This window comes from Flavobacterium ranwuense (assembly GCF_004349315.1).
GTDB lineage: Bacteria > Bacteroidota > Bacteroidia > Flavobacteriales > Flavobacteriaceae > Flavobacterium > Flavobacterium ranwuense.
On record NZ_SMLH01000001.1, the window covers coordinates 527,764 to 542,895 of the forward strand.

Here is a 15,132-nt window from a genome sequence, read left to right on the forward strand (position 1 = left end):
AACAAATCCATCAAAAATAATTTTTTATATTCTTTTGAATATTAATAAAAGATGTACATTTGCACCAAATTTCAGAAACGTAATAAATTAAGATAATTAACTGTTATGGTGATTTCAAACAAACCACTTAGATTTATAGTAGCGACTTTAGTAGCCTGTCTTCCTTTAATGAGTTTTGCAAATCCTGAACAGGATTCTGTGAAAGTAAAAACAGAAGTTGCTCATGAAGTAAAAACAGAAGAAGCTCATGAAGGAGCTCATGCTGAACCAACAGATGTAAAATCTGAGATTAAGGAATTTATTAATCATCACCTTTTGGATTCTCATTCTTTTACCTTAAATGCGGATAAGGAAACAGGATCACATAATGGTTTTTCATTGCCTATTATTCTTTGGGATAATGGTTTGCAAGTATTTTCTTCTTCAAAATTTCATTATGGTGAAGAAACTGCAGAACATAATGGAAACTTCTATGTATTGCATCACGAAAAAATATACAAAACGGAGGCGGATGGAGCTTTGACAGAAGAGCACGGTCATCCAACAAATGTTAAACCATTGGATTTATCAATCACTAAAAGTGTTGTTGGTATTTTATTTGTTGCAATTTTAATGTTTTTCTTGTTTAAAGGCTTGGCAAAATCGTACACAAAAAACGGAGGAATTGCTTCTGGAGCCGGACGTATATTTGAACCTATCGTTTTATACGTTAGAGACGAAATTGCAATACCAAATATTGGGGAAAAGAATTATAAGAAATACATGAGTTATTTATTGACGATATTTTTCTTTATTTTATTTCTAAATATCTTAGGATTAACTCCACTAGGATTTAACATAACAGGAAATATTGCGATAACAGCATCACTAGCTTTGTTGACGTATTTAATCACAACTTTCTCGGCTAATAAAAATTATTGGGCGCACATTTTCTGGATGCCAGGTGTGCCAACACCTATGAAATTTATTTTGGCTCCAATTGAATTATTGGGAACAATCATTAAACCATTTTCATTAATGATACGTTTGTATGCTAACATTTTAGCAGGACACGTAGTTTTGATGAGTATCATCGGTTTAATGTTTATTTTTAAAAGCTGGATTGGAAGCAGTTTGTCATTTGGATTGGCATTTGTGCTAATGATTCTTGAAATATTAGTGGCTTTTTTGCAAGCGTATATTTTTACAATGTTATCTGCACTTTATTTTGGAGCAGGAAATGAAGAGCATCATCACGAGGAAGCTCACCATTAAGTCGAAAGTCAAACGTCGAAAGTTTAAAAGTCAGCTTGACTTTATGACATTAGACTTTACAACTTTAGACTATTAATAAGAATGTTTAATTTTTAATATATATATTATGCAAATTCCAACTATTGTAGGAGCAGGATTGATTGTTATCGGAGCAGGTTTAGGTATTGGTAGAATTGGTGGTTCAGCAATGGACGCTATTGCTCGTCAACCAGAAGCTTCTGGAAAAATCCAAACAGCTATGCTTATCGCAGCTGCACTTATTGAAGGTATTGGTTTCGCTGCGTTATTCGCATCTTAATTAAAGCTTAAAAAACAATAGTTGCAACGGTTGGTTGTGACTATTGTTTTTAAAATTAAAACATTAAAAATTGCGATTAAGCAATTCATACTTTAAAATTTATAATTAGATATAATGGATAAGTTAATAAATGATTTTTCGTTTGGTTTGTTTATTTGGCAAATAGTAATATTTGTTGGATTGATATTCATGTTAAAAAAATTCGCTTGGAAACCAATTCTTGATGCAGTTAATGATAGAGAAGAAGGAATTAAAAATGCATTACTTTCTGCTGAAAATGCTAGAAAAGAAATGCAAAATCTTCAAGCTGACAACCAACGTATTTTGCAAGAAGCAAGATTAGAGCGTGACAACATGCTTAAAGATGCTCGTGAAATGAAAGAAAAAATGGTTGCTGATGCTAAAAGCGAAGCGCAAGTTCAAGGTCTGAAAATGATCGAACAAGCGAAAGCAGCAATTGAAAGTGAAAAAAATGCAGCAATGGCTGAATTGAAATTACAAGTTTCAACGTTATCATTGAGTATCGCAGAAAAAATATTGAAAGACGAATTATCTAACAAAGAAGCTCAAACTAAATTAGTTGAGAAAATGTTAGGTGACGTAAAGTTAAACTAACAATTATGGCAAGTACAAGAGCAGCAATTCGTTATGCAAAAGCAATTCTAGACTTAGCAAACTCAAAAGGTGTTGCCGAAGTTGTAAATAACGACATGAAATCTATTGCTTCGACAATTAATGGTAATTTGGAATTGAGTACTTTTATTCAAAATCCGACCATGAAAGTGGAAGTGAAAGAGAAAGCACTGTTAGAAGTTTTTGCAGGTATCAATGGTGTAACTCAAGGGTTGTTTCATTTGTTATTTGAAAACAAAAGATTCGAAATTCTAGAAGCAATTGCAATAGAATACAGTAAATTATCTGACATTATGAATGGTGTTGAAGTAGCTCAGGTTACTACAGCGATTCCTATGGATGCAGCATTAGAAGCACAAGTTTTGGCTAAAATTGCAACATTATCGGATAAAAAAATTACAATAGAAAATATAGTAGATGCTTCAATCATTGGAGGATTTATTCTAAGAATAGGCGACAAGCAATACAATGCTTCAGTAGCCAACAGATTACAAGTATTAAAAAGAGAGTTAAGTAATTAGTTTTATTGCACATTTAAGTGTCTAAATTATAAATTAAGATGGCGGAAATCAAACCTGCTGAAATTTCAGCAATATTAAGAAAGCAAGTAGAAGGTTTTGAATCTGGTGCTACACTAGAAGAAGTAGGAACAGTACTTCAAGTTGGAGATGGTATTGCTCGTGTTTACGGGCTTTCTAATGTTCAATATGGAGAGTTAGTTGAATTTGACAATGGATTAGAAGCTATTGTTTTGAATCTTGAAGAAGACAATGTAGGTGTGGTACTTTTAGGACCATCTACAGGAATCAAAGAAGGTTCAACGGCAAAAAGAACGCAACGTATTGCTTCTCTTAAAGTAGGAGAACAAATGGTAGGTCGTGTAGTAAACACCCTTGGTTTTCCAATTGATGGAAAAGGACCAATTGGTGGAGATTTATACGAAATGCCTTTGGAAAGAAAAGCTCCTGGAGTTATCTTCCGTCAACCAGTTACTGAGCCATTACAAACAGGTATCAAAGCAGTAGATGCTATGATTCCAGTTGGTCGTGGACAACGTGAGCTAGTTATTGGTGACCGTCAAACAGGTAAATCAACTGTTTGTATCGATACCATCTTAAATCAAAAAGAATTTTACGATGCTGGGAAACCAGTATTCTGTATATATGTTGCAATTGGACAAAAAGCGTCAACTGTAGCAGGAATTGCTAAAATGTTAGAAGAAAAAGGAGCAATGGCGTACACCATTATTGTTGCTGCTAATGCTTCTGATCCAGCTCCAATGCAAGTTTATGCTCCTTTCGCAGGTGCTGCAATTGGAGAATATTTTAGAGATTCAGGTCGTCCGGCTTTAATTGTTTATGATGATTTATCTAAACAAGCTGTTGCATACCGTGAGGTTTCTCTTTTATTAAGAAGACCACCGGGACGTGAAGCATATCCTGGAGACGTTTTCTACTTACACAGTAGATTATTAGAACGTGCTTGTAAAGTAATTGCAGATGATGGAATTGCTAAAGACATGAACGATTTACCAGATTCATTGAAATCAATTGTAAAAGGTGGTGGTTCTCTTACTGCTTTACCAATTATTGAAACTCAAGCTGGTGACGTTTCTGCATATATCCCAACAAACGTAATTTCGATTACAGATGGTCAAATTTTCTTGGATGGAGATTTGTTTAACTCTGGGGTTCGTCCAGCAATTAACGTAGGTATTTCGGTATCTCGTGTTGGAGGAAATGCACAAATTAAATCAATGAAAAAAGTAGCAGGTACTTTAAAACTAGATCAAGCACAATTCCGTGAATTGGAAGCGTTTGCTAAATTTGGTTCTGATTTAGATGCCGTTACTTTAAATGTAATTGAAAAAGGAAAAAGAAACGTTGAGATCTTGAAACAAGGTTTGAACGATCCTTATACTGTTGAAGATCAAGTTGCGATTATCTATGCTGGTTCTAAAAACTTATTGAGAAATGTTCCTGTGAACAAAGTAAGAGAATTTGAGAAAGATTTCTTGGAGTTCTTGAACAATAAACACAGAGCTACTCTTGATGCGTTGAAAGCAGGAAAATTAACAGACGAAATTACAGATGTAATCGAAACTGTAGCAAAAGAATTATCAGCAAAATATAACTAATTTAGTGAAAAGTGAAAAGTGAGTAGTTTTGGCTATTCACTTTTCACGACTCACTCTTCACTACAAATAAAATGGCAAATTTAAAGGAAATCCGTAATAGAATTACTTCCGTTTCATCTACGATGCAAATTACATCGGCAATGAAAATGGTTTCTGCAGCAAAGCTAAAGAAAGCACAAGATGCAATCACAGCAATGCGCCCTTATGCCGAAAAATTAACGGAATTATTGCAAAATCTTTCTGCTACACTTGAAGGTGATGCAGGTGGAGAGTTTACTACACAACGTGAGATCAAGAAAGTATTACTAGTTGTAGTAACTTCAAATAGAGGTTTGGCAGGTGCCTTTAATACCAATGCAATTAAAGAAGCTAAAAACCGTGCTGAATTTTACACAGGCAAGCAAGTGGATATTTTTGCTATCGGTAAAAAGGGAAACGATGTTTTGAGTAAAACACTTTCAGTGGTTGACAATCAAAGCGCTATTTTTGACGATTTAACTTTTGATAATGTAGCTAAGATTTCAGATATGTTGACTGAGAAATTCGTTTCTGGTGAATACGATAAAATTGAGTTGATTTACAACCAATTTAAAAATGCTGCGACACAAATCGTTCAAACCGAACAATTTTTGCCATTAGCACCAATAAAATCCGATGTTCCAGTTTCAACAGGAGATTATATTTTTGAGCCTTCAAAAGAAGAAATCGTGTTGACTTTGATTCCAAAATCATTAAAAACACAATTGTACAAAGGAATTCGCGATTCATTTGCTTCCGAGCACGGAGCGCGTATGACAGCAATGCACAAAGCAACTGATAATGCAACGGAGTTGAGAAATCAATTGAAATTGACTTATAATAAAGCACGTCAGGCTTCTATTACTAATGAAATCTTAGAGATTGTTGGTGGAGCTGAAGCATTGAACGGATAAGAAAAATTTATTCAAATATATAAAGAGCCACGCATTGCGTGGCTCTTTTTTTGCTTAATTTTATAGTTTAAAACAATACTAGGAAGAATGCAATTAGAAATTAGAGAACTGACCACAGTAGAGGAAATGCTTGCTAACATTAAAGTAATGCGTTTTCTATATCCTACATTTACTTTAGAAAAATACGAATCGTATCTGGTCGAAATGATTCCGCATAATTACAAGCAAGTAGCCGTTTTTGAAAATGAGGTTTGTGTGGCGGTTACTGGATTTTGGTCTGGAACAAAACTTTGGTCTGGAAAATACATAGAGATTGATAATTTTATAGTTCATCCGGATCATCGTTCTAAAGGGTTGGGCAAAATGATGACGGATTATGTTGATGCGAAAGCCAAAGAAACTGGATGTACAATGATTGTTTTGGATGCTTTTACCGGAAATTTTACCGCTCATCGTTTTTATTATAACCAAGGATATGTCCCAAAAGGATTTCATTTTCTTAAAATTTTAAACGAAGAAGGATTAAGCTAAATAATAAAAGTATGAAAGGGTATAAAACAGTTGTTTTCTTATTTATAATTGCAATTAGCCTGACATTTTGTGCCATGAAACCAGAACTTCAAACGGAATTTCCTCAAGAAATAAAATCAGTCTTTTATCAGAAATGGGAAGACGGTAAGGAAAGCAACGGAACTCATTTTTATATTGAATTCAAAAAACCGCTTGCGGCAAACATCAAACTGGAGAAAATCTATTTTCAGAATCAAGAATCCGCTATAAAAGGAACTGCCAAAAATACCTTTGTAGCCCATTTTTACAGTGAAAATAAAAAAGAAGATTTGATTATGCACAGAGATTCTGCCAAAGAATATGGCAACAAAGCGCCAGTTATTCAAAAAACTAAATTTGATTTGAAGTCTAACGAAGCAGTATTAGAATACAAGAAAGACGATAAAACCTATTTTTTCAAAATAATAAATCCCAAAGAAAAACCTATGGGCACTTATCCACCAATAAAATAGCAAAGGTAAAATGAATTAGTTTCTGTAGTTGATTTTTCTGTTCCAAAACAAATATTCACTTCAGATGATTAAACCAAAGAATTCGTTATTTTTGTTTTTATAAATAGTAATAGACACATCATTTTGGGATTATATAAAAATCTTTTTAAACAGACTGCCATTTATGGATTGGCTACGGTCATACCAAGAATGTTCAGTTTTATACTGGTTCCATTGTACACAGATTTGCTTCCAAAAGCTGAATATGGGAAGGTTTCTATCATTTTTGCTTGGATGATCTTTTTTAATGTCATTCTTGCGTACGGATTTGAAACTGCTTTCTTTAGGTTTTATAATAAAGAAACAGACAAGAAATCAGTAGTGGAAACAACGTCCGTTTCGCTTTTTTGGACATCCATTTTGTTTTTATTCCTAGCCTTATTATTCCGAAATAAATTAGCCATTTGGTCTGGAATTGATGCGCAGTATATTACATATACCATCTGGATTTTAGTTCTTGATGCCTTGGTGATTGTTCCTTTTTCTAAGTTAAGAGTGAATCAGCAACCCATAAAATATGCCCTAATCAAAATTGGAAATGTTGCAATCAACCTGGTTCTAAACCTTTTCTTTTTGAGCTATTTACCGGTTATTGCACAATCAAATTCGGACAGTTTTTTAAGTTCTTTTTACTTAGAAGATTTTCAAATAGGTTATATTTTTGTTTCTAATATCGTTGCGAGCTTAGTTACTTTCCTAATACTTTCTCCTAATTACCTTTTGCTGAAATGGCAGTTTGATTACAAGCTTTGGAAACGAATGATGCAGTATGGTTTGCCTATTATGGTAGCCGGAATTGCATTTGCCATCAACGAACAATTTGACAAAATTTTGTTAGGGAAATTACTGCCTGCTAATATTGCTGAAGCCGAAGTAGGGGTATATTCGGCGTGTTATAAACTCGGGTTGTTCATGGTTTTGTACCGTACGGCATACACTTTAGGAATCGAACCTTTTTTCTTTAGCCACGCTGATAAGGAGGATGCGCCTCAAACCTACGCCACGATTACCAAGTATTTTGTCATTTTTGGCTCTTTTATTTTACTGTCGGTAATCGTTTTTTCGGATGTTTTAAAACGCATCATGATTCGGGATGAGTCGTATTGGGAAGCCATGAAAGTGGTGCCGTTAATCATTCTGGCTAACTTTTTCCTTGGTATTTACACGAATCTTTCCGTTTGGTACAAATTGATTGACAAAACCCACATTGGCGCCTATATTTCCATAGTAGGAGCCATAATTACACTCGCGTTAAATTACCTTCTAATCCCAACAATGAGCTATTACGGCTCAGCAATTGCCACGATTGCGGCCTATGGAAGCATGATGTTTATCTCCTACTATTTCGGAAATAAATATTATCCCATTCCGTATGACACTAATAAAATTGCCATTTATCTGGTATTATCTATAGGGTTTTCGGCAGTTTCATTTTATGGCTTCAGAGAAAATTATTATGTCGGAATCACATTATTACTCGCGTTCATGTATTTCATATACCACAACGAAAAAGAATTATTAACCAAAATTTTGAACCGAAAAAAGAGTTAGAATTTAACCTAATCATTTTTAGGAGCTATCTCCTGCTATCCGTTGCAATCTTTTTTCGGTAAAAACCTAAAAAAAGGATTTTCACTGCTATCAGGGCTAAAAAAATAAACAATGACAATAAACATAATCAACAAATCACAACACGCCTTGCCAAACTATGAAACCATAGCTTCAGCAGGAATGGACTTAAGAGCCAACTTGATAGAATCTATAACATTAAAGCCACTAGAAAGAGCAATTGTAAAAACAGGTCTTTTCATAGAATTACCTATCGGTTATGAAGCACAAGTACGTCCAAGAAGTGGACTGGCTGCCAAAAAAGGAATTACAGTCCTCAATTCTCCAGGAACAGTAGATGCAGATTATCGAGGCGAAATTGGTGTGATTTTAGTAAATTTATCCAATGAAGATTTCGTAATTGAAAACGGAGAACGTATCGCACAACTGATCATCGCAAAACATGAACGTGCCGAGTGGATTGAAGTGCAGGAACTAACAGAAACTTCTAGAGGCGAAGGTGGTTTTGGAAGTACAGGAGTAAAATAGTTTACAATATTCAGTCTCAGCTAGTAGTTCAAACTGAGCACAATCGAAGTGCTTTTAAAAAAATAAAAAATAAAAAATAAAACCTTGTGCACCTAGTGAAAACCTTGTGCACTTAGTGGTTAAATAAAAAATAAGATGAAAATAATTGTCCCAATGGCCGGTCGTGGTTCACGTCTTCGCCCACATACATTAACTATTCCTAAACCATTAATTCCTATCGCAGGAAAACCAATCGTTCACCGTCTGGTAGAAGATATTGCTGGCGTATTGAATCAAGATATTGAAGAAGTAGCCTTTATCATTCACGAAAGTTTTGGCAAAAAAGTAGAAGAGGAATTAATTGCTATCGCACAAAAATTAGGTGCCAAAGGAACTATTTATTATCAAAATGAAGCTTTAGGAACTGGTCATGCTATTATGTGTGCAAAAGATTCTTTGAGCGGACCCGCTGTTATTGCTTATGCAGATACTTTAATTCGTGCCGATTTCGATTTAGATCAAAATGCCGACAGTGTTATTTGGGTAAAACAAGTAGATCATCCGGAAGCTTTTGGTGTAATCAACTTAAACGAAGCGAATGAAATAGTCGAACTGGTGGAGAAACCAAAAGAATTTATTTCGGACCTTGCCGTTATTGGAATTTACTATTTTAAAGATGTTGCCGTTTTAAAAAACGAACTTCAATTAGTATTAGATAATAATATTATTCACGGTGGAGAATATCAAATTAACGACGGAATCAAGCAAATGATGGCAAAAGGCATGAAATTTGTTCCGGGTACAGTAGACGAGTGGATGGATTGTGGAAACAAAGACGTTACCGTAGAAACAAATTCCAGAATGCTAGGTTTCTTGCACAATGACGGAACACATTTAGTGGACTTTGATGTCAAGTTAGAAAATGCCACAATTATTCCGCCATGTTATATTGGGGAAGATGTGGTGTTGATAAACGCAACAGTTGGCCCTAATGTTTCTTTAGGAAAAGGATGTCATGTAGTAAACAGCAGTATTAAAAATAGTTTGGTACAAACGCACTCTCATATAAAAAATGCGAATTTAGATAATGCAATGATTGGTAATCATGCCAGTTTTGATGGTAACTTTACAAGCATCAGTATTGGTGATTATTCGGTTTTAGAATAAAAACGGTTCAATTCTTGTATGATTTAAAACACTTCAGGATTAAAACAACAGAATGAAAAAAAGCGCTTTAATACTTTTATTTCTGGTTTTGCACTGCAATTCAGCTTTGCTGTTGGCACAAACGGAACCCGAAGAAATTAAGCTCGATACTGATCAGTTTCAGGAATTTTTTTATGAATCATTGCTTCAAAAAGGAATCGAAAATTATGATAAAGCGGTAGTGGCTTTGGATAAATGCATTAAGATTAAACCGAATGATGCCGCTGTGTATTATGAATTAGGAAAAAATTATTTAGCATTAAAGGAATACAAAAACGCGTATTCCTCATTTGAAAAAGCCACACAAATTGATCCAAAAAACAAATGGTTCTGGGTGGGAATGTATGATGTGAGTTATGAAACTAGCAACTATAACCAGGCAATAGTAGTTATTAATAAACTGATAGAATTTGACGAGAAGTATAAAGAAGATTTGACATCGCTTTATATGGGAACCAAACAGTTTGACAAAGCATTGGACTTAATTAACGAGTTAAACGAAACATTTGGAAAAACGGACAGACGGGATTTATACAAAAGCCAGATTTTATCTGAAGGGAAATTTCAGAATTTAGAAGTTTCAAATTTGTTAGAGCAAATGGAAAAGAATCCAAAAGAAGAATCCAATTATATTAGTTTGATTTTTTTGTATTCTAAAAATAATGAAGAAGCAAAAGCTTTTGAAATTGTCAAAAAGCTGGAAAAAGCTTTGCCAAATTCCGAATGGGCCCAAGTGACGCTGTTCAAAAATTATTTGGATACTAATGACGGACCAAAAGCGATAAACGCCATGAATGTGGTTTTGGCCAGTGTCAAAATAGATTCTAAAATAAAGCACAGAATACTGAATGAGTTTTTAATTTTTGCAGATAAAAATCCTCAATACACAACTGATTTAGAGAAAGCGATTTCGTATTTCGATACTGACAAAGAAGTTAATGTAGCTAAGGAAATAGGGAAGTTTTATCATGCGAAAAAGCAATGGGTAAAAGCGATTAAGTATTATGAACAAGCATTAAAAAACGGTTCAGGAGATGATATAGAGACCAATTTGCTTTTGCTTCAAACGTATGCAGAGGCAAAGCAATTTGAATTAGTAGCTAAAAAAGCGTCGGCAATGGTGGATACTTTTCCAACACAACCCCAGTTTTATTACTATTCAGGCATGGCGAATAATCAATTGAAACAATTTAAAAAAGCCAAGGATATGCTGGAAATGGGCTTGGATTATTTAGTAGAAGACAGAGCATTAGAAATAAATTTCAACATCCAGTTGGGAGAAGCGTACAACGGGTTAGGGGATTTCAAGAAAAAAGAAATGTATTTTTCCAAAGCCAATCAATTATTAAAAGAAAAAAAATAATGAAAAGAATAGCAATAGTAGTATTAATAACTCTTTTTATGGTATCGTGTAAATCGAAAGCCATTGCCGTTGCAGCCAGTAATGCGCCAACAACGGAGGCGGGTTATATGACGTCCAAAAAAATCATAGAAAATCATTACAACAATAAAAATCAATTTTCTACATTATATATTAAGTCAAACGCCCGTTATGCTGACAACAAACAAACTCAGAATGTTACGGCTGAAATTAAGATCAAGAAGGATGAACAAATTTTGGTAAGCATCCGTTTTCTTGGAATCACAATGGCGAAAGCATTGATTACGCCAAAATCCGTTAACTATTATGAAAAAATAAACGGCAGTTATTTTGAAGGCGATTTTAGCAGTTTAAGTCAATGGCTGGGAACTGATTTGGATTACAGTAAAATTCAAAATATGTTATTGGGTGAAGCAATTGATGATTTGACGAAAGGGAAATATCTAGAATCATTATTGGAACAAACGTATCGATTAGATGATACTTCGAATACAAATACGAAAAAATCTTTCTTTTTGGATGCCGATAAGTTTTTGGTTAAAAAACAAGAAATCACTCAAACTGCCGAAGAGCGAATGATAAAAGTGGCTTATGCTGACAATATAGTATACAAGGAGGTAACTTTGCCTACAAGTGTTCAGATCAATACTTTTCAAAAGAAAGGCAATACCGAAATTAATCTGGATTACAACACGGTAACTTTCAATGAAGAACTTTCTTTTCCATATAGTGTTCCAAATGGGTACAAAAGAATTATAATTAAGTAAATTAGCAAAAATATTTTTTTAATATGCCAAAATTTCTCCTTAGCCTAATCTTTATCTGTATGACTTCATTATTATGGAGTCAGGAATCCCAACAAGAAAAATTAGAAGAACGTAAAGCTCAAATTCAAAAAGAAATTAGAGAAAATGAAAGGTTATTACAAACCGTAAAGAAAAAAGAAAAATCTGCGGTTAATGTAGTAGTGATTCAAAGCACTAAAATAAAACTTAAAGAAAAATTAATAAACACGACCGAAAAGCAAACTAAATTGCTTAGTAATGACATGTATATCAATCAAGTGCAAATCAATAAACTTAAGAAAGAATTGGCTGTACTTAAGGATGATTATGCTGAAATGATTGTAAAATCATATAAAAGCCGTTCAGCAGAAAGTCGTGCCATGTTCTTATTGTCTTCTGAGAATTTTTTACAAGCGTATAAAAGAGCGCAATATATGAAACAATATACTGGTTTCAGAAAAATGCAGGGTGAGGAAATAAAAACGAAGTCGAACAAGCTTACGGATTTTAATCAAAAACTGAACGTACAAAAAACAGCGAAACAAAAACTGATTGCTGAAAACGAAAAAGAACGACTGTCACTCGAAAAAGAGAAAAAAGAGCAATTGAAGTTGGTAAGTGTTATCAAAAAAGATAAGAATAAGATTTCCCAAGAAATTAGAAAAAGACAACAAGAGGCCAGAGCGATAGATAGTCAAATTAGAAGAATAATTCGTGAGGCTATTGCGGCTGCCAATAGAAAAGCGGCCTTAGAAAAAGCAAAAGCAAATCCGAGTGCTCCGGTTTCTAAAGCTGCGGTTTCATCATCAAAAATAGAATTAACTCCAGAATCTAAGATAATTGCAGACAATTTTAGAGCCAATAGAGGAAGGTTGCCTTATCCTGTAGAAAAGGGTTTCATCTCACTAGGATATGGCAATCAACCCCATCCACAGTTCAGCACAATAACGGTTCATAATAGCGGTGTTGAAATCACGACGGATCAAGGCGCGAATGCCAGAGCAGTTTTTGGCGGGGAAGTAACAAGTGTAATAATTTTGTCACCTGTAAACAAAGCCGTAACGATATTGCACGGGGATTACTTTACGGTGTACCAAAATTTAAGTTCAGTATCGGTCAGTAAAGGGGATAAAGTGAGCATTAAACAAAGCATTGGAAGAATAAAAACCAATGGAGATACTGGAAAAACAATTCTAAAGTTTATGATTTCTCAAAACGCAACGCTGATTAACCCCCAAAGTTGGTTGTCACCAAGATAAGAACGGATATTTCACATAAAAAAAAGCACTATTATATTCCTTGGAATACAATAGTGCTTTTTTTATGAAAGGGATTTCTAGTTATGAAAGGCTTAGAAATAATGGAGAAAAGATTTTATTTGAAACCATTCATCAACAGCTGTGTTCTTAATTTTATTACAACTGATTTAATTTAGGAGAACCAATATCATTTGATTTTAAAACAGGGTAGGTTTGCCAGACTATTCGGTTTTATTAAAGGAAGAATTAATAGAGTTCATCATTCCTTCAGTAGTCCAAGTTCCGGAAACAATAATGCGTCTGATGGTGTACAATGGATCTACAGGATCTCTTTTGGTAGACAATATATAGGCCATTTTATAATCACTCTTTTTTATTTCAGGAATTGCCGCCGTATTCCATAAACCAAACGGATATGCAAAATCAGTTACCGGTTTTCCAATAATATCCTCCAGTTTTGCTTTAGGTTTTACCAATTGTGTATTCCAGTCGTCTCCTGCATATTTAGTTACCATATGATGGTCCCAAGTATGTGCGCCTACAATATGCCCGTTGTCAGATAAGCTTTTGATTTGCTCTTTACTCATATATCCAGGACGGTTAATAGAAACTGTCATTACAAAAAACACGCCTTTGAAACCGTATTTTTTCATTTCGGCTGCGCCAATGCTAAATTGTTCTCCTCTAGTATCATCAAAGGTTATCATAATAGGTTTTGCAGGTAATGGACCATCATAGACTAAATAGTCATACAATTGTTCCGGCAAAATAGTTTCGTAACCGGCATCGGCTAAGGCTTTCATTTGTTCTGCAAAAGCGGGAGGTTTTACGGTGTACACTTTTATGTTTCCACTTGCGCTGCTGCTAAAGTCTTTAATGTTATGATAGCATAAAATGGGGACTTCTTTTTTCGAAATAATGGTAGTGGCGTCTGCCATGACTTTTTTGGTCACGACTTTTTTTACGGGTGTAGTAATAAGTGGCGTTTCGGGAACTATTTTACGAGGTTCTGATTGACAGCCGACCAATAATATAAATCCACCAAAAATAAAACATAGAATATTTTTCATAAATCAAATAGTAATTATTGGTACTGAATGTAAATTGGTTTTGGAGTGAATTTTACTAACTCTTCCGGGCTGTACATTTTCCAATCCTTTTTATTGTCGTTTTTATAAAATAATTTAAAACCGGCAAACTGTACGGGTTCTCTATAAATATAACTCATATAAGAATCTTTTTTTAGTACCTTACTTCCAAAACCATCCATGTCCATTACGATTTGAACTTCAGGAACCTTTTTAATTTCTTTGTAATTTTTCACCATTCCTTGTGTGAAACGGTGTATTACAAGCACCTTTGGAGTCAACTTATTTTTGCGTACGATGTTTGCCAAAATGTCAATGGCGTCATTAATATCCGCGGCAGTAAAATGCCCAATTTTAGAACCCGGACGCTCTCCATTTTTCATCGAAAATTCGGGATCAATTCCTAAATGAACATTAGGCATGGACAGATAGTGTTCCAGTTCGGCTACTTCTGCTTTAACTGTGCTGTGTCCTACCTGAATGTCTAAAAAAACCAAGGCATTAATCGGTTTAGCCCAACTTATAATAGTGTCTATTTGTTTAAAAGGCATGCGCATGCGGTGCATGTTATTTTTTCCCGGAGCGCCTTGAGCGGTAACGGCAATGTAATGCAAAGCAGGAATTGCTTTAACAGTAGAATCAGCTGCTTGCCATTTGGCTATTTCGCCTTGTAGCTTTGCCAGCATTTGTTTTCGGGGAAGTTCACCCAATATCCCCATTCTTGTAGAATATAAATTTCCGTAATACGCAATAATCCGATTGTATGGTAATAATGCGCCAGGCAAAGGGTAAGGCGCTTTTACAGGCCATCTGCCGGTAGTGTCATTGTTGCTTAACGCCAACATTCTTTTGTTGAAGTCAACAGTATCAATTGTAAGGGTTGTAGTTTTTTCTGTGGTATCCGTTTTTACGGTATCCGATTTTTCTGTACCGGTTACAGCATCGGCTGCTTTCCCCTTTTCACAGGAAATATTTAAGAGCAGTAATGGAAGTGTAATAAATGCAATAGCTGATTTTTTCAT

At 34.6% G+C, this 15,132-nt stretch carries 16 protein-coding genes; 14 read left to right on the forward strand and 2 right to left on the reverse strand.

Annotation, left to right across the window (positions count from 1 at the left end):
- Positions 1 to 105 precede the first annotated feature (105 nt).
- The 14 genes from atpB (at position 106) to E0I61_RS02350 (ending at position 13,022) form a co-directional block, all read left to right on the forward strand.
- Positions 106 to 1,254, forward strand: a complete 1,149-nt coding sequence (gene atpB / locus E0I61_RS02285) for a F0F1 ATP synthase subunit A (RefSeq protein ID WP_132069129.1) — start codon at positions 106 to 108, stop codon at positions 1,252 to 1,254.
- Positions 1,255 to 1,360: 106 nt separating this feature from the next.
- Positions 1,361 to 1,552, forward strand: coding sequence for an ATP synthase F0 subunit C (gene atpE / locus E0I61_RS02290; RefSeq protein ID WP_007136870.1), 192 nt, complete (start codon positions 1,361 to 1,363; stop codon positions 1,550 to 1,552).
- A 114-nt stretch (positions 1,553 to 1,666) separates the two neighbouring features.
- Entirely contained in the window at positions 1,667 to 2,167 is a 501-nt protein-coding gene (locus E0I61_RS02295) for a F0F1 ATP synthase subunit B (protein ID WP_131990735.1), read from the forward strand.
- Between the two features lie 5 nt (positions 2,168 to 2,172).
- Entirely contained in the window at positions 2,173 to 2,706 is a 534-nt protein-coding gene (atpH, locus tag E0I61_RS02300) for an ATP synthase F1 subunit delta (RefSeq protein ID WP_131990733.1), read from the forward strand.
- 38 nt (positions 2,707 to 2,744) lie between these two features.
- The gene (gene atpA, locus E0I61_RS02305) at positions 2,745 to 4,322 is read left to right on the forward strand and encodes a F0F1 ATP synthase subunit alpha (protein WP_035669021.1); all 1,578 of its coding nucleotides are present in this window, start codon (positions 2,745 to 2,747) and stop codon (positions 4,320 to 4,322) included.
- A 71-nt stretch (positions 4,323 to 4,393) separates the two neighbouring features.
- Positions 4,394 to 5,254 carry an ATP synthase F1 subunit gamma gene (gene atpG / locus E0I61_RS02310; protein WP_132069131.1) on the forward strand — a complete coding sequence of 287 codons (861 nt, stop codon included), beginning with the start codon at positions 4,394 to 4,396 and terminating at the stop codon, positions 5,252 to 5,254.
- Between the two features lie 87 nt (positions 5,255 to 5,341).
- Positions 5,342 to 5,785 carry a GNAT family N-acetyltransferase gene (locus tag E0I61_RS02315; protein WP_131990729.1) on the forward strand — a complete coding sequence of 148 codons (444 nt, stop codon included), beginning with the start codon at positions 5,342 to 5,344 and terminating at the stop codon, positions 5,783 to 5,785.
- Between the two features lie 11 nt (positions 5,786 to 5,796).
- Entirely contained in the window at positions 5,797 to 6,276 is a 480-nt protein-coding gene (locus E0I61_RS02320; RefSeq protein WP_132069133.1) for a hypothetical protein, read from the forward strand.
- A gap of 123 nt (positions 6,277 to 6,399) precedes the next feature.
- Positions 6,400 to 7,866 carry a lipopolysaccharide biosynthesis protein gene (locus E0I61_RS02325; protein WP_132069135.1) on the forward strand — a complete coding sequence of 489 codons (1,467 nt, stop codon included), beginning with the start codon at positions 6,400 to 6,402 and terminating at the stop codon, positions 7,864 to 7,866.
- Between the two features lie 111 nt (positions 7,867 to 7,977).
- On the forward strand, positions 7,978 to 8,412 hold the full coding sequence (gene dut, locus E0I61_RS02330; protein ID WP_131990723.1) for a dUTP diphosphatase: 435 nt from the start codon (positions 7,978 to 7,980) through the stop codon (positions 8,410 to 8,412).
- Positions 8,413 to 8,547: 135 nt separating this feature from the next.
- On the forward strand, positions 8,548 to 9,558 hold the full coding sequence (locus E0I61_RS02335; protein ID WP_131990721.1) for a sugar phosphate nucleotidyltransferase: 1,011 nt from the start codon (positions 8,548 to 8,550) through the stop codon (positions 9,556 to 9,558).
- 52 nt (positions 9,559 to 9,610) lie between these two features.
- Complete coding sequence (locus E0I61_RS02340; RefSeq protein WP_132069137.1) at positions 9,611 to 10,960, forward strand: tetratricopeptide repeat protein; 1,350 nt, start codon at positions 9,611 to 9,613, stop codon at positions 10,958 to 10,960.
- Positions 10,960 to 11,745, forward strand: coding sequence for a DUF4292 domain-containing protein (locus E0I61_RS02345; RefSeq protein ID WP_132069139.1), 786 nt, complete (start codon positions 10,960 to 10,962; stop codon positions 11,743 to 11,745). The genes E0I61_RS02340 and E0I61_RS02345 overlap by 1 nt, the downstream gene beginning before the upstream one ends.
- Positions 11,746 to 11,804: 59 nt before the next feature.
- Positions 11,805 to 13,022 carry a murein hydrolase activator EnvC family protein gene (locus tag E0I61_RS02350; RefSeq protein WP_235832050.1) on the forward strand — a complete coding sequence of 406 codons (1,218 nt, stop codon included), beginning with the start codon at positions 11,805 to 11,807 and terminating at the stop codon, positions 13,020 to 13,022.
- 221 nt (positions 13,023 to 13,243) lie between these two features.
- Here the strand turns inward: E0I61_RS02350 and E0I61_RS02355 are convergent, their stop codons facing one another.
- Together E0I61_RS02355 and E0I61_RS02360 are read right to left on the reverse strand one after the other, a co-directional pair.
- Positions 13,244 to 14,092, reverse strand: coding sequence for a polysaccharide deacetylase family protein (locus tag E0I61_RS02355; RefSeq protein WP_132069143.1), 849 nt, complete (start codon positions 14,090 to 14,092; stop codon positions 13,244 to 13,246).
- 14 nt (positions 14,093 to 14,106) lie between these two features.
- On the reverse strand, positions 14,107 to 15,132 hold the full coding sequence (locus E0I61_RS02360; RefSeq protein ID WP_131990711.1) for a hypothetical protein: 1,026 nt from the start codon (positions 15,130 to 15,132) through the stop codon (positions 14,107 to 14,109).

Coding starts and splice junctions, on each gene's coding strand:
- E0I61_RS02345 (WP_132069139.1), top strand. CDS start 10,960: ATGAAAAGAATAGCAATAGTAGTATTAATAACTCTTTTTATGGTATCG.
- E0I61_RS02295 (WP_131990735.1), top strand. CDS start 1,667: ATGGATAAGTTAATAAATGATTTTTCGTTTGGTTTGTTTATTTGGCAA.
- atpG (WP_132069131.1), top strand. CDS start 4,394: ATGGCAAATTTAAAGGAAATCCGTAATAGAATTACTTCCGTTTCATCT.
- E0I61_RS02360 (WP_131990711.1), bottom strand. CDS start 15,132: ATGAAAAAATCAGCTATTGCATTTATTACACTTCCATTACTGCTCTTA.
- E0I61_RS02320 (WP_132069133.1), top strand. CDS start 5,797: ATGAAAGGGTATAAAACAGTTGTTTTCTTATTTATAATTGCAATTAGC.
- E0I61_RS02350 (WP_235832050.1), top strand. CDS start 11,805: ATGACTTCATTATTATGGAGTCAGGAATCCCAACAAGAAAAATTAGAA.
- atpA (WP_035669021.1), top strand. CDS start 2,745: ATGGCGGAAATCAAACCTGCTGAAATTTCAGCAATATTAAGAAAGCAA.
- atpB (WP_132069129.1), top strand. CDS start 106: ATGGTGATTTCAAACAAACCACTTAGATTTATAGTAGCGACTTTAGTA.
- E0I61_RS02340 (WP_132069137.1), top strand. CDS start 9,611: ATGAAAAAAAGCGCTTTAATACTTTTATTTCTGGTTTTGCACTGCAAT.
- atpH (WP_131990733.1), top strand. CDS start 2,173: ATGGCAAGTACAAGAGCAGCAATTCGTTATGCAAAAGCAATTCTAGAC.
- dut (WP_131990723.1), top strand. CDS start 7,978: ATGACAATAAACATAATCAACAAATCACAACACGCCTTGCCAAACTAT.
- E0I61_RS02335 (WP_131990721.1), top strand. CDS start 8,548: ATGAAAATAATTGTCCCAATGGCCGGTCGTGGTTCACGTCTTCGCCCA.
- atpE (WP_007136870.1), top strand. CDS start 1,361: ATGCAAATTCCAACTATTGTAGGAGCAGGATTGATTGTTATCGGAGCA.
- E0I61_RS02315 (WP_131990729.1), top strand. CDS start 5,342: ATGCAATTAGAAATTAGAGAACTGACCACAGTAGAGGAAATGCTTGCT.
- E0I61_RS02355 (WP_132069143.1), bottom strand. CDS start 14,092: ATGAAAAATATTCTATGTTTTATTTTTGGTGGATTTATATTATTGGTC.